Origin of the sequence: uncultured Limosilactobacillus sp. (assembly GCF_934202705.1) — a bacterium.
Lineage (GTDB): Bacteria > Bacillota > Bacilli > Lactobacillales > Lactobacillaceae > Limosilactobacillus.
Map to the genome: position 1 here is coordinate 86,112 of NZ_CAKPYE010000004.1, position 14,608 is coordinate 100,719.

16 protein-coding genes are annotated in these 14,608 nt (G+C 40.3%); 13 read left to right on the forward strand and 3 right to left on the reverse strand.

Going from position 1 to position 14,608, the window contains the following annotated elements; genetic code table 11:
• Positions 1-6: 6 nt before the first annotated feature.
• Positions 7-738 carry a type 1 glutamine amidotransferase gene (locus Q0C76_RS03510; RefSeq protein ID WP_295729760.1) on the reverse strand — a complete coding sequence of 244 codons (732 nt, stop codon included), beginning with the start codon at positions 736-738 and terminating at the stop codon, positions 7-9.
• Positions 738-2,075 carry a Mur ligase family protein gene (locus Q0C76_RS03515; RefSeq protein ID WP_295729762.1) on the reverse strand — a complete coding sequence of 446 codons (1,338 nt, stop codon included), beginning with the start codon at positions 2,073-2,075 and terminating at the stop codon, positions 738-740. The genes Q0C76_RS03510 and Q0C76_RS03515 overlap by 1 nt, the downstream gene beginning before the upstream one ends.
• 277 nt (positions 2,076-2,352) lie before the next feature.
• Here Q0C76_RS03515 and Q0C76_RS03520 point away from each other — a divergent pair, with 277 nt between their 5' ends.
• The 5 genes from Q0C76_RS03520 (at position 2,353) to upp (ending at position 6,647) form a co-directional block, all read left to right on the forward strand.
• Positions 2,353-2,949 (forward strand): thymidine kinase, encoded by a 597-nt coding sequence (locus tag Q0C76_RS03520; RefSeq protein ID WP_295729765.1) that lies wholly within the window; start codon positions 2,353-2,355, stop codon positions 2,947-2,949.
• A 5-nt stretch (positions 2,950-2,954) separates the two neighbouring features.
• Positions 2,955-4,037: a peptide chain release factor 1 gene (prfA, locus tag Q0C76_RS03525; protein ID WP_295729996.1), complete on the forward strand. Its 1,083-nt coding sequence runs from the start codon at positions 2,955-2,957 to the stop codon at positions 4,035-4,037.
• Entirely contained in the window at positions 4,030-4,878 is an 849-nt protein-coding gene (gene prmC, locus Q0C76_RS03530; RefSeq protein ID WP_295729767.1) for a peptide chain release factor N(5)-glutamine methyltransferase, read from the forward strand. Before prfA ends, prmC begins: the two co-directional genes overlap by 8 nt.
• 18 nt (positions 4,879-4,896) lie before the next feature.
• Positions 4,897-5,925, forward strand: a complete 1,029-nt coding sequence (locus tag Q0C76_RS03535; RefSeq protein ID WP_295729770.1) for an L-threonylcarbamoyladenylate synthase — start codon at positions 4,897-4,899, stop codon at positions 5,923-5,925.
• Between the two features lie 86 nt (positions 5,926-6,011).
• The gene (gene upp / locus Q0C76_RS03540; protein WP_295729773.1) at positions 6,012-6,647 is read left to right on the forward strand and encodes a uracil phosphoribosyltransferase; all 636 of its coding nucleotides are present in this window, start codon (positions 6,012-6,014) and stop codon (positions 6,645-6,647) included.
• Between the two features lie 65 nt (positions 6,648-6,712).
• On the opposite strand, the gene Q0C76_RS03545 is transcribed toward upp, so the two are convergent.
• On the reverse strand, positions 6,713-7,369 hold the full coding sequence (locus Q0C76_RS03545; RefSeq protein WP_295729775.1) for a histidine phosphatase family protein: 657 nt from the start codon (positions 7,367-7,369) through the stop codon (positions 6,713-6,715).
• A 126-nt stretch (positions 7,370-7,495) separates the two neighbouring features.
• On the opposite strand from Q0C76_RS03545, the gene Q0C76_RS03550 reads away from it, so the two are divergent.
• The 8 genes from Q0C76_RS03550 (at position 7,496) to atpA (ending at position 14,608) form a co-directional block, all read left to right on the forward strand.
• On the forward strand, positions 7,496-8,605 hold the full coding sequence (locus Q0C76_RS03550) for a YibE/F family protein (RefSeq protein ID WP_295729776.1): 1,110 nt from the start codon (positions 7,496-7,498) through the stop codon (positions 8,603-8,605).
• A 5-nt stretch (positions 8,606-8,610) separates the two neighbouring features.
• Positions 8,611-9,402, forward strand: coding sequence for a YibE/F family protein (locus tag Q0C76_RS03555; protein WP_295729779.1), 792 nt, complete (start codon positions 8,611-8,613; stop codon positions 9,400-9,402).
• Between the two features lie 129 nt (positions 9,403-9,531).
• Positions 9,532-10,797: a uracil-xanthine permease family protein gene (locus tag Q0C76_RS03560; RefSeq protein WP_295729781.1), complete on the forward strand. Its 1,266-nt coding sequence runs from the start codon at positions 9,532-9,534 to the stop codon at positions 10,795-10,797.
• Between the two features lie 177 nt (positions 10,798-10,974).
• A complete protein-coding gene (atpB, locus tag Q0C76_RS03565) occupies positions 10,975-11,685 on the forward strand; it encodes a F0F1 ATP synthase subunit A (RefSeq protein WP_295729783.1) in 711 nt (236 codons plus the stop codon).
• A gap of 31 nt (positions 11,686-11,716) precedes the next feature.
• Positions 11,717-11,929 (forward strand): F0F1 ATP synthase subunit C, encoded by a 213-nt coding sequence (gene atpE, locus Q0C76_RS03570; protein WP_295729786.1) that lies wholly within the window; start codon positions 11,717-11,719, stop codon positions 11,927-11,929.
• A 45-nt stretch (positions 11,930-11,974) separates the two neighbouring features.
• Positions 11,975-12,478: a F0F1 ATP synthase subunit B gene (gene atpF, locus Q0C76_RS03575; protein WP_295729788.1), complete on the forward strand. Its 504-nt coding sequence runs from the start codon at positions 11,975-11,977 to the stop codon at positions 12,476-12,478.
• Positions 12,475-13,017, forward strand: coding sequence for an ATP synthase F1 subunit delta (atpH, locus tag Q0C76_RS03580; RefSeq protein WP_295729790.1), 543 nt, complete (start codon positions 12,475-12,477; stop codon positions 13,015-13,017). Before atpF ends, atpH begins: the two co-directional genes overlap by 4 nt.
• Before the next feature lie 31 nt (positions 13,018-13,048).
• Entirely contained in the window at positions 13,049-14,608 is a 1,560-nt protein-coding gene (gene atpA, locus Q0C76_RS03585; RefSeq protein ID WP_295729792.1) for a F0F1 ATP synthase subunit alpha, read from the forward strand.

A 14,608-nucleotide genomic window follows, 5' to 3' on the forward strand; every position in this document is an offset into this window, starting at 1 on the left:
TTCTCCCTAAAAGGTTGGTTTAATGGTTAAAGCGGACTGTTGACTGAGATCTGCATCAGGATATTTATTATGGAGCGCTTCAAGCAGCATACGTTTAGCAAGTTGGCCATTTCTGGTTAAAATGGGACCATGAAAGTAAGTACAATAAGTATGTTTGTAAATCGCACCTTCAGTGTGATCTTCGCCGTTATTACCGTGACCAGTTTGAACGATTCCTAAAGGTTTTTCACCGGTACCCAGGAAAGTACGTCCGTTATGATTTTCGAAGCCGTGGTATAGTTCGCCGGTCTCTTCATTTTTAATCTCGATGTCACCAATAAAGCGGGTTTGATTTTGCATTGCAGAACGTTGTTGGCTTTGAGTAACGGTATAATGACTCAGAATGCCCGCACCGGGAATCTTTTCTCCATTGGCATCAACGTAGTATTGACCTAATAATTGGAAACCACCGCAGATTGCTAGAAATGGTTTTCCGTCATTGATAAATTTTGCCATTCCAGCTTTTTTTTGTGGAATATCTTTAGAAATTACAGATTGTTCATAATCCTGACCGCCGCCAAATACTGCTAGATCAAATTTGGCAGGATCAAAATCATCACCAATACTAACAATTTCTGAAGTGATTTTAGTATCCATTTGCTTGCCATAATAGTTGAGGGCAATGATATTTCCGATATCACCATAAGTATTCATGAGATCGCCATAAAAATGTGCGACATGCAGTTGGTACTTTGCCATTAGCCCATTCCTCCTTGAATGTATTTTTGTTCCGCCAATTCTTTACGCAATTGAAGCATTGCAGTATAACTCGAAAGCAGGTAAATATGCTTAGTAGGCATTTGTTTAATAGCATCAATGACCTTTGTGAGGTCTGGTTCTTCTTCAATTTGTTCGATGCCAGCCATTCGAAGACGTGTGGATATATCTTTGTACCGTTCACCACCAGTAAAGTAGTGGACGATTCGCGGATTATTAAGTTTTTCAAAATTACCGTCCCAGATCCAGCTTGTGTCAATACCATCAGCATAATTAGCGTTGAGGAGGAAACCAAAGCTGAATGGTTCGGGATCAGTTAATACCATATCGATAACTTGATTCAAACCAACTGGATTTTTCACCAACACAAGCGTCACTTCCTTGCCATCAACGTTGATAATTTCTTGACGGCCAAAAACATGTTCATCAGCTTGGAAAGCTGTTTGAATCTGCTCAGGAGTGACACCCAGAAAACGACCGAGCGAATACGCAGCGAGGGCATTATAAATGTTGTATAGGCCACCTACACCAATTTCAAACTCATGGTCATCAATGGAAAATTTTGATGAGGTTGGGGTCATTTTACCAAGCTTAGTGACTTGGTATTTAAGCTCTGGACGGTGGAATCCACAGTGCGGACAGAAATACTCACCTAAACTAGCATAAGTCAGGTTATGAAAATGAAGGATATGTTGGCATTTGGGACACAGAAGGCCATCAGTGTTGGCAGGAGCACGTAAATCTTTCTGATGATCATTAGCGAATCCATAATAGATCACAGGATTTGGTAATTCTTTAGTGTTAAAGATTTGTTCGTCACCATTAGCAATAATTGTTGCATGTGGAGCTAATTTGACTCCGGCTAGGATTTTGTCATAGGTTGTATAGATTTCACCATACCGATCCATCTGATCACGAAAGAGATTGGTCATCACGATGGCGATCGGCTGAATATATTTTGTGACCATCCGGACATTAGCTTCATCCACTTCAAGAACTGCTAGTCCCTTTTTTTTGGACCGTGGTGCAGTAATAAATGTGGTTACGATCCCTTGTTCCATATTTGATCCGGATGGGTTAGTGATCACATTAGGGTATTTTTCCCGTAACACTCGAACACTCAGCGCCGTTGTTAGGGTTTTACCGTTGGTTCCGGTAATAATTACGAGGTCGTATTTTTTGGCAAATTCACTGAGGATATTAGGGTCCAACTTCAGAGTGATTTTACCGGGTAGAGAACTTCCCCCATGGAAAACGTTATGTAAGAACCAGTAGCTGGAGCGACCGGCAAATTCAGCAATTGAACTTTTAATTGACATATCAACTTGTCCTTCCCACTTATTGTTTATAACGCTTAATTTTACCCGTTCTGCTAATAAAAAGAAAGGTAGACGACTTTCTTTAAATAAAAATAAGTAACAAATCGTTGTGGTCCCGCTTGAATTTTTGTGAATTATTCAAAATGAATCCTATCAAGTTAAATGAAACAGTCGATTTGTTAAGTAACGGAAAGTTAGGTAGTGGATTTACTATTCAAAAACGCGGTGCTTTCCGTTATAATTGAACAGTACAATTTAGATAGAAAAGGTGAATACTGTGGCGCAATTATTTTTTAAATATGGCGCAATGAATTCTGGAAAATCAATTGACATCCTAAAAGTTGCTCATAATTACGAAGAGCAAGGGAAACCAGTCGAATTATTAACAAGCGGGGTTGATACTCGTGCGGGACGAGGAGTCATTGCCAGTCGGATTGGCTTAAAGAGACAGGTTACGCCGGTAATGAAGGATACTGATCTAGTGGCGCTGGTTAAAGAAAAACTCACGAGGCAAAAAATATACTGTGTTTTGATCGACGAAGCACAATTTTTAACAAAACAGCATGTTTTACAATTGACTAAAATTGTTGATGATCTCAACATACCAGTAATGGCATTTGGCTTAAAAAATGATTTTCGGAATGAACTATTTGAAGGATCAAAGTATTTACTAATTTATGCAGATAAAATTGAAGAAATGAAAACGATCTGCTGGTTTTGCCCGCACAAGGCGACAATGAATCTACGAATTCATGATGGGAAACCCGTCTATGAAGGGGATCAGGTTCAAATCGGGGGAAATGAATCTTATTATCCAGTCTGTCGGAAGCATTATTTTCATCCCGAATTAAATCGTGAACAGGAGAATGACTAATGGAAATGGAAGAAATCTTTGATAAATTACAAGCGGTTGCTGATCGCTATGATGAATTAAATGAATTAATCAGTGATCCAGAAGTCATCGCGGATAGTCAACGGTTCATGAAGCTCTCTAAGGAGGAGGGGAGCCTTCGTGAAACTGTTGAAAAATATCATCAATATCAAAAGGTCACTGAGACGATTAATGATGATGAAGAACTACTTCGTGACACGAAAGATGATGAGCTTATCGAAATGACCAAGGATGAACTAGCGAGTTCCAAAGAAGAGCAAGAACGATTGGCTCATGAATTGGAAGTACTATTAATTCCTAAGGACCCCAATGATGATAAAAACATCATTATGGAAATTCGAGGAGCCGCTGGTGGTGATGAAGCCAGCTTATTTGCTGGGGATCTTTACAATATGTATCTCCATTATGCCGAAAAACAGGGGTGGAGCGTTGAAATTGTTGATAAAACGGAAACTGAAGTTGGGGGATTTAAAGAAATTGTTTTAATGATTTCAGGAGACAAGGTCTATTCCAAACTTAAGTTTGAAAATGGCGCTCATCGGGTCCAACGAATTCCAGTAACGGAATCAGCGGGACGGGTTCACACTTCAACAGCAACGGTTGGGGTGATGCCAGAGGCTGAGGACGTTCAAATTGATCTAGATCCAAAAGATATTCGGGTGGATGTTTATCGTTCTTCAGGAGCTGGAGGACAGCATATTAATAAGACCTCATCAGCCGTTCGGATGACGCACTTACCAACTGGGATTGTTGTGGCAATGCAGGATGAACGTTCACAGCAACAAAACCGTGCTAAAGCCATGCGCATCCTAAAAGCACGGGTTTATGATTATTATCAACAAAAAGAACAAAGTGCTTATGATCAAAAGCGGAAAGATGCGATTGGAACTGGGGATCGTTCTGAACGAATTAGAACTTATAATTATCCGCAAAATCGAGTAACTGACCATCGAATTGGCCTAACTCTAAATAAGTTAGATAAAATTATGGATGGGGATTTAGATGAAATTATCGAAGCGTTGATCATTGCTGACCAAGCCAAGAAATTGGAGCAATTACGGAATGAGTAATTGGACATATTTTCAAGCCCAGCGATGGGCTTCTTCTTTTTTAAAGAAGCTAAATAAGGATCCGTATGCTCCGGAATTTGTCTTGAAAATGATTCACGGTTGGTCTGATGCAGACCTCTTAATGCATAACCGTGATGTGATGTCAAAAGATGAACAAAAACGGTATCGAACTGCGATTTTACGAATTGCTAAGGATGAACCTACCCAGTACGTTGTAGGGAAAGCGCCATTTTTTGGACGGACATTTGTTGTTAATCAAGATGTTTTAATTCCAGAAAGTGAGACCGAAGATTTAATTGAATGGGTATTACAAGAAACACCCCGAAATAAGCCTTTAAAAGTCCTGGACCTTGGAACGGGGAGTGGTGTTATTGGCATTACTTTATCTTTAGAGTGCCCTAGATGGCAAGTCACGCTAAGTGATATTTCGTCTAGCGCTTTACGAGTAGCTACTGCTAACCAGCGTCTGCATGGAACTAATTTACGGACAGTTGAGAGTGACCTTTTTACGCATCTTCAAGATGAACGATTTGACCTGATTGTAACCAATCCGCCGTACATTTCACCAAATGCGACAGAGTTGATTGATCGTGCAGTAATTAAATATGAACCACCATTAGCATTGTTTGCATCCGAAAATGGGTTGGGCTTTTATCACCGCCTATTTGATCAGCTACAAGATCATTTGACCGAGGATGGGATGCTATTTGGTGAAACTGGATTTGATCAGGAAGAGTCCATTCAGCGTCTGTTTGCACGAATGCAACCAAAAGCGATGATTGAAACCAAGCATGACATTGCAGATCGAATGCGAATGATTAAAGCATGGGATTTTAATTAAGAAACAAGGGTGATAAACATGGAAACAACAATTTATAATCTCAATCAAATTAATGAAGCCGCACAGGCATTGCGGGATGGACAATTAGTGGCTTTCCCAACAGAGACAGTGTATGGCCTGGGTGCGGATGCAACAAATGAACATGCAGTTAAGAAGGTCTACCAAGCGAAAGGACGACCGAGCGATAATCCGTTAATCGTTCATGTCGCTTCAGTAGCAATGGTTGAGCAATATGCAGCGGCAATTCCTGAAAAAGCGCGTCAATTAATGGATGCTTTTTGGCCAGGCTCACTAACTATCATTTTAAAGATTAAACCGGGTTCCTTATCTAAAACTGTAACTGGAGGGCTGTCTACAGTTGCTTTTCGTTTTCCCAAGTGTCAACCAACACTTGATTTAATTACGGAGGCTGGAGTACCGATGGTGGGGCCGTCGGCAAACACTTCTGGGAAGCCGAGCCCTACGACTGCCCAACATGTTTACCATGATTTACATGGGAAAATTCGGGGGATCTTGGATGATGGTCCAACGCAAGTGGGGGTTGAGTCAACGGTTTTAGATCTGTCAACTGACCAGCCGGTTATTTTAAGACCAGGAGCTGTAACGAAAGCAGAGATTGAAAACGTGATTGGTTCGATTGACTTAAATCATCATCACGTTGGTAAGGGTGAGACTCCAAAGGCGCCCGGAATGAAATATAAACACTATGCGCCAAATGCACAGGTGTACATTGTTGACTCGGAAGAAGATTGGCCAAATGTGATGCAATGGATTGGTAACCAATCCTTTACAGTTGGTGTAATGGCTGAAGATCGCATTTTAAAGAAGTTATCATTACCAAACAACGCCGAACCATTTTCAATGGGAAATGGTGTGGACGATGCTAGTGCGCGATTGTTTGACGGCTTGCGCATGTATGATGACGAAAAACAGGTTCAGGCGATTATGACGGAAGCTTTCCCTGCTCATGACTTAGGATTAGCCTATATGAATCGTCTGAATAAGTCGGCTGGTGGTCAGCATTTTAATCACCAGGTGATGCATTAATTTTTTGAATTAAATATTTAGAAAGGTCTAACAAATTCCATGGTTTTTGGTACAATAATTGTGAAACAAAAAGGAGTGTATTAACCATGGGAAAATTTGAAGTTTTAGATCATCCACTGATCCAACATAAATTAACGATGATTCGTGACAAAAATGTTGGAACTAAGGTGTTTCGAGAAACGGTTAAGGAATTGGCAACATTGATGGCATATGAAGTTTCTCGTTCCATGCCACTCAAGGACGTAGAAATTGAAACTCCAATTGCTCAGACGACGAAAAAAGAATTAGCAGGTAAGAAGGTTGCCATCGTGCCAATCTTACGGGCAGGTTTAGGAATGGTTGATGGGATGACGGAACTAATCCCGGCTGCTAAAATCGGCTTTATTGGGATGTATCGGGACGAAGAAACTCTGAAACCTCACGAATATTTCGTTAAGTTGCCAAACGATATTACAGAACGGCAACTCTTCGTTGTAGACCCAATGTTAGCCACTGGTGGCTCGGCAATTATGGCCATTGATGCTTTGAAGAAACGTGGCTGCTCCGAGAAGAATATTAAGTTTGCGTGCTTGGTTGCCGCACCGGAAGGTGTACAAGCGGTACGCGAAAAGTTCCCAGATGTTGATTTATACACTTGTGGTTTAGATGACCACCTGAATGATGATGGTTACATTGTTCCAGGTTTAGGAGATGCTGGTGATCGTCTCTTTGGCACTAAGTAATTAATTCTAAAAGAGGGATCCAAAATGACTGTTTGAGCAAACGATCATTTTGGATCCCTTTTTAGTTATGATAATTGATCACAATTATAAGCGACCATTCGGATATTACTTGGTAATGACATTGCTAATTCTGTAATTCCAGCGTTATTTGGAAAGTTGTTAATGACATTAACGCCAAGGTAATCGGCAATTGTGCGAATAAAAGCACCATGAGAAATAATGAGAACATTTCCACCATGGGGCAAGGTTTGCGTGATATGGACGAGTCCCGTTCGAAACCGACTAATAATATCTGAATATAGTTCAGCCTGATGAGTTGGATCATCGTCGCGCATTAGTTGACGAACAAATGCAAAGCCCTTTTTGGCAATGATGTCATCTTGATCAATGAAACCGTAATGTTGAGCAATTTTTTGAAAGACTAAATCTGCTGGAAGGCCTTCAAAAGCAGAAAAAAAGACTTCGCGAAACGATGAGTCGGTTTTTGTGGTGACCGATGATTGAGAAAGTTGTTCCACAATTAAGTCGCGAGTTTGAATCGCCCGGTTTAAATCTGAAGACACCACTAAATCAAATTTTTTAGATTGGAGACGGTGTCCTGTCTCCACAGCTTGTTGTTGACCAAGGTTTGTTAGACCAGAATCAATCCAACCTTGCAAACGATGAAAAGTATTTAAAAATGTTTGACCATGGCGAACCATGAAAATGTGGTATTCAGACATTTTAATCAATCCTTTGAATTAATAGTATTAGGTTCATTTTAAACCAAACTTTCCAAAAAAACGATCCGTTGATAAAATCAAGATGAATTAAATAATTTTCCAGAATAAGTTGAAAGAAGAGAAATTATGCGAAAAAGGGAAATTAGTTGGCTAAATCAGCACGGACTAGTAATCATTCTGGTGATTGCCGCTTTGCTGAGTGTCATGTGGAGTTGTCATAATCAGCATTTTTATAATCAGCCGATTGGTAAAATTACTAATGTGAAGGTGATTCACCAGCAAAAGTCACACGATCAATTTAACAATATTGATTATCAATTTAAACAACGGGTTCGCATGACGGTCATGAACGGTCGCTATCAAGGGCAAACCGTGACGGCTAATAACACCTATTCTGCATCAGGGGGGATGGACCAAAAATACCGAGTTGGGCAACGAGTCTTTCTGACCCAACTTCGACAGCGTCATGGACACTTAAGCGCTTCTGTTACAGGATTAAAACGTGATACCGCAGTTGTAATCTTAATTTGGCTGGTAATCTTATTGTTAGGATTGATTTTAGGAAGGACAGGTATTTTTACTCTATTATCGACTGTTCTTAATATTCTGTTTTTTTTGATTGCGGTGAAAGTTGATTTAATAACCCAAGCTCAATATATTATTCCCATTTTTACAGTGGCAGCATTGCTGATCGCATTTGTAACATTGATTGTGACTTACGGCTGGAGTAAACAGACGTTGGCGTCCTTACTAGCAACGACGCTAGGTGTGGGGATTGCATTGAGCGTATTTCTAATCGTAAGTAACGTCACTCATGAGCGCGGAATTTACTATGAATCGATGCAATTTGTTACTCAGAATTACCGACTTATTTACCTTGCTGAAATTATGATCGGTTGTTTAGGTGCGGTCATGGATGAATCAAGTGATATTCTAGCGACGATGTTTGAGGTGAAACGGCTTCAGCCTCACGCATCATGGCATGAACTTTTTGTTGCTGGTCAACAGGTTGGGCGAACTGTGATGGGACCCTTAACAAATATCTTATTAATGATTTTTTTATTCTCAACACTAACCAATGCGGTATTGATGCTGAGAAATGGTAATTCGTGGGGTTACACTTTTAGTATGACGATGAGCTTAGGAGTAGCGCAGAGTTTAGTTTCCGGAATTGGTATTGTGGTGACAATTCCAGCAGTTAGTTCACTGGCAGCCTTATTTATCGCAAGGGAGTGATTGAGTTGAGTACAATTACGGCACTAGGGACGATTTTATTAGTACTAATGATCATCGTGGGTGGTAAACAAGGTTGGTTAGCGTTTTTAAGTTTAGGTTTGAACTTTTTTTACTTTTACCTGGGTTTAATATTGGTGGCGCTACGGGTGCCACCACTTTGGATAACACTGGTAATGGGAACTATAATTCTAGCAACGATCATTTTTATGGGAACTGAAGATTTAAAAATTAGTATTAGTGCTTTTGAATCTGCAATTATTGTGATGGTGATTGTAGTTGTTCTGGTATTACTAACGGAACATTTCATTCAAGCAACTGGCTTCAGTCTGGAAAATAGTAATGAGCTGGAAGGAATGTCGATCCTAATTGGTATTAGTTATGTCAAAATTGGCGAAATGACAATGATTTTAAGCTGTTTAGGAGCAGTTGCTGAATTAAGCGTGGCTTTAGCAAGTGGGTTAATTGAAATCTGTAAAAGAAATACAGATGTTCCTGCACATACTTTAATGAAAAGTGGTATTGAAATGGGTAGTCACATTATTGGGACAACACTCAATACGTTGTTACTAGGATTTTTGGGGAATTTTCTAGCGTTGTTTATTTGGTTCATTGGTCTTAATTATTCATTTGCAACAGTAATGAATAATAAAATTTTGGTAACCGAGTTAGTGACGGTGTTGATTTCATTTATTGGGGTTATTATTGCAGTGCCCTTTACAACTGGTTTAGTAATTTTGAATTCACAAAAAAGAGTTGACAATAATCAGGAAAATCAGTATTATACAACCAATGATTAATTATCCTTTAATTAGGTCCAGAGAGGCCTCAAAGGTACGTTGAAATGAGCATGGAGTGGATTCTTCCATTGACGTAAACCCTTGGGTTCTCGAACCTAAGGGTTTATTTTTTGGAAGGAGCGAATTGCAATGGCAAAACGATGCGATGTTGTACTTGACGTTGATGAACGACCGAAAGCTGCTCAGTGGTTTGGCTTATCTTTACAACATATGTTTTCAATGTTTGGTTCAACCGTGTTAGTCCCAATTCTGGTTGGATTAAATCCAGGGATCGCACTATTTAGTTCGGGAGTAGGTACGTTAATGTACCTACTAATTACACGGCACAAGATTCCGGCTTACATGGGTTCTAGTTTTTCCTTCGTGGTACCAATGATGGCGTTAATGAAAACGACTGGTTACCCGGGAATTGCTCAGGGGACGATCGCAGTTGGGTGTGTCTATTTAATTGTTGCTTTAGTTGTTAGTTTCTTTGGGTCAGACTGGATTGATCGTATTTTACCGCCAATCGTTGTGGGACCGGTAGTAATGGTAATTGGTTTGTCACTGGCTGGAACTGCAGCGAAGGACGCAACGATTAATAATGGACATTATGATCTACGGTTTTTTGCGGTTGCCATGCTTACCATGTTACTCACGGTCGCATTTAATATGTACTTCAAGGGCTTCTTGGGATTAATTCCAATCTTAATGGGGATTGTTTTTGGCTATGTGATTGCAGTATTATTTGGGATTGTTGATTTTAGTCCAGTTATGGCTGCTCGTTGGTTTAGTTTGCCAAAATTCCAAGTACCATTCGTTAATTATGTTCCCAAATTCTATTGGGGAGCAATCCTAAGTATGGCTCCGATTGCATTTGTTACGATGACAGAACACTTAGGACATATTATGGTACTGAATGAGTTAACGGAACGGAATTATTTTAAGAATCCTGGATTAAACCATACTCTGGCTGGTGATGGGACTGCATCTATTATCGCCGGGTTTGTTGGCGGACCTCCGGTAACTAGTTATGGGGAAAATATTGGAGTACTAGCGATTACAAAAGTGCACAGTGTATACGTGATTGCTGGGGCAGCTTTGTTCGCTGTTTTCTTCAGCTTTGTTGGTAAGTTAAGTGCTCTAATCGAATCGATTCCTTCCCCAGTCATTGGTGGGATTTCATTTCTCCTATTTGGTGTGATTGCATCAAGTGGTTTGCGAGTGATGATTGAAGACCAAATTGATTTCAATAAAAAAAGAAATCTTATGATTTCTTCTGTAATCCTTGTTATCGGGATTGGTAACGCTTACCTTAAACTTGGCCAGTATCAATTCTCTGGATTGGCGGTTGCGGCCGTTCTTGGGATTGCTTTGAACTTGATTTTGCCACAAGAAGCTGCAAGTGAAAAGTAAAAAATAGTCGAAACAGATAGTAATGAAAAAGCTGAAAAATGGCTCGAATTAGTCGATGAGACTTTGATATTTAAGGTAAAAAATGATATATTTAGGTCTGTAATTTGAGCCTTGTTGATGCATGTCTCAACTTTACAGACCTTATTTTATGTTATGAGGAAAAGAGGTGGAATATGAATGGGCGGTGATGCTTATACTTTTAACCTTTTTGGCCTGACATTTAATATCACCAATATGATTTCTGGATTAGTTGTCTGTGTAATTGTCTTTTGTTTATTATTTGGCTTATCAAGACATATCCAAATGAAACCAAAGGGTGGACAAAATGTTCTCGAATGGCTGGTTGAATTTACGAATGGGATTGTTCGTGGCCAAATGAACCGTGACATTAGCGGTGCATACAGCTACTTTATTTTTATCTTGTTTATTTTCATCTTTGTCGCTAACCAGTTAGGTTTAATTCTCCAAGTTGGTTGGAATGGGCATGAATTGGTTAAGAGTCCAACGGCCGATCCTGTGATTACATTAACGTTTTCACTAATGGTGATTGTTCTTTCTCACTTTGCAGGAATGGTTCACAACGGTATCAAAGGGTACTTTGCAGAATTCGTTTCACCAAGTGCACTAATGTTGCCAATTAACCTGATTGAAGAAGTAAGTAACTTCTTAACATTGGGTCTCCGGATTTTTGGTAACATTTACGCAGGAGAACTTTTGCTGGGCTTGCTTGGTAAAATGGCTTTCTCGCACGGATGGCCAACGATCATTGTTAGTTTGCCAGTTGAAATGATTTGGCAAGGATTCTCAGTGTTTATTGGTGCAATCCAAGCTTATGTCTTTGTAACATTAACAACGGTTTATATTTCTCGGAAGGTTTCTGGGGATTAGTACTTATATAATTTTAAGGAGGTACTCAAAAATGGGTGCAATTGCTGCTGGTATTGCTGCCGCTTGTGCAGCGCTCGCTACTGGTTACGGAAACGGATTAGTTATTTCTCATACTGTTGATTCAATGGCTCGTCAGCCACAAATCGCAAGTCAACTTCGAACAACGATGTTTATCGGTGTTGGTTTGATTGAAGGGGTTCCTATCTTGGCAATCGTTGTTGCCTTCTTGGTTATGAACAAGTAGTGACAACAGGAACGCTTTTAAAGAATAGGAAAGGAGGTGTCATGAATGCTAGTTCTTGCTGAATCGAATGGTTTATACATGGGTGACATGTTATTCTACTTAATTTCATTTATTATTTTGGCATTGTTGGTATGGCACTTTGCTTGGAAACCAGTTACCGAAATGATGGAAAAACGGGCAAACAAGATTGCTTCTGATATTGACAATGCGTCAAAAGATCGGAAGGAAGCTGCTAAGCTCGCTGCTCAACGACAAGCTGAACTTCAAGGCTCAAAGCAAGAAGCAACTCAGATTGTAGATGAAGCACGGAAAAATGGTGAAAATCTCCGCAATCAAATCGTGGATGATGCCCATCAAAATGCCCAATCCATTCAAGAACAAGCACAACGTGACGCTGAACAAGCACGTCAAGATGCACTGAAAAGCGCAAAAGATGACGTTGCAAACCTATCTCTGGAGATTGCTTCTAAGTTGATTAATAAGCAATTAAATGCGGATGATCAACAACAATTAATTGATTCTTACATTGAAGGGTTGAGTAAAAAATGAGTCTTGATAAGAAGACGGTTGCTAAGCGCTACGCCAAAGCATTATTTGAGCTGGTGGATGCTAATGATCAACTGGAACAAACTTATCAAGAACTTGTTGCACTGCGGACTGTCTTTAAGCAGAACGCGGGGCTACAACGGGCCCTCAGTGGAACCAATTTAAGTCAAGACCAAAAAGAGACGATTATAAATGAATTAAAGAATGGGGCCAGCCAATTGGTTACTAATTTGATTCAAATGGTCTTTGATTATGGTCGAATGGACGAAATGGTTGCAATCATTGATGAGTTTGAAACACAGTATGACCAAGCGCATAAACGGGTTCATGCTGATGTCGTCTCTGCCGTGCAACTGGATGAAAAAAGACGTCAAAAACTAGCTGAAACATTAGCACATCGTTTAGGGGCTAATGATGTCATTTTGAATGAAACCGTTGATTCACAAATTATTGGTGGATTAATTGTCAAAGTTGGCAGTCAGACACTAGACGGCAGTTTAAAAACTAAGCTAGAAAAAATGCGTCGGATACTTGTTAATTAGGTTGTTTTGTACTTGAAGAGGTGAGATTTGTATGAGCATTAAAACTGAGGAAATCAGTTCACTCATCAAAAAGCAACTCGCTAACTACCAAGATACGATTTCTGTTGAAGAAACGGGAACTGTTACCTACGTAGGTGATGGTGTTGCTCGTGCCGACGGGCTTGAAAATGCCATGGCTGGTGAGTTGCTCGAATTTGATAATGGCGTCTATGGAATGGCCCAAAACCTCGAATCGAACAACGTTGGTATCGTTGTTTTAGGTGATTATACAGGAATTCGTGAAGGTGACACAGTTAAACGGACTGGTCGCATCATGGAAGTTCCGGTTGGTAATTCCCTACTCGGTCGGGTTGTGGATCCATTAGGGCGTCCGATTGACGGTCTTGGCGAAATTAAAACGGACAAGACGCGTCCAATTGAAAAGAAGGCTCCCGATGTTATGGAGCGGAAGAGTGTTTCTGAACCGCTCCAAACTGGGATTAAAGTGATTGATGCGTTAGTACCAATTGGTCGAGGCCAACGTGAATTAATTATTGGTGACCGGAAAACCGGGAAAACGTCAATCGCAATTGACACAATTATTAACCAAAAAGACCAAGACATGATTTGTATTTATGTTGCAATTGGTCAAAAGGAATCAACGGTTCGTTCTGCAGTTGAAACTTTACGACGTTATGGTGCATTAGACTACACGATTGTGGTTTCAGCTTCTGCTTCAAATCCTGCGCCGTTACTGTACATCGCACCATATGCTGGTGCAGCAATGGGTGAAGAGTTCATGTACAACGGTCGTGATGTTTTAATTATTTACGATGATTTATCAAAACAGGCGGATGCTTATCGTGAACTTTCATTAATTCTGCGACGGCCACCTGGTCGTGAAGCATATCCTGGTGATATTTTCTATACACACTCACGATTGCTTGAACGTGCAGCGCGTTTGTCAGATGATCTTGGTGGCGGTTCAATGACGGCTTTGCCAATCATTCAAACCCAAGCCGGAGATGTTTCTGCTTATATTCCGACTAACGTTATTTCCATTACCGATGGTCAGATTTTCTTAAATGCTGATTCGTTTTATGCTGGCCAACGGCCTGCAATTGATGCAGGAACTTCCGTTTCACGGGTTGGTGGTGATGCCCAAGTGAAGGCCATGAAGAAAGTGTCAGGGACCCTTCGTTTGGATATTGCTTCCTATAACGAATTGGCTTCGTTTGCTCAATTTGGTTCGGACTTGGATGCAGCAACTCAGGCTAAACTATCTCGTGGTCAACGAACAGTTGAAGTATTGAAACAAGGCCTTCATCAACCACAACCGGTTGAGCAACAAGTTGTGACCCTGTATGCACTGGGTCATGGCTACTTAGATAGTCTTCCTGTTGAAGATATTTTACGGTTTGAAAGTGAGTTAGCTAATTTCATGCGGGCTAACCATCAAGACCTTTATGATCAAATTAAATCAACAGGTAAGTTGCCAGAAGGTGACGCATTAGATCAAGCAATCAGTGCCTTCAAAGAGACATTTAAAACTAGTGATCGTAAGAAGACGGCTGAAAGTGATCAAGACGAAACACAAGAGGTAAAGGACTAA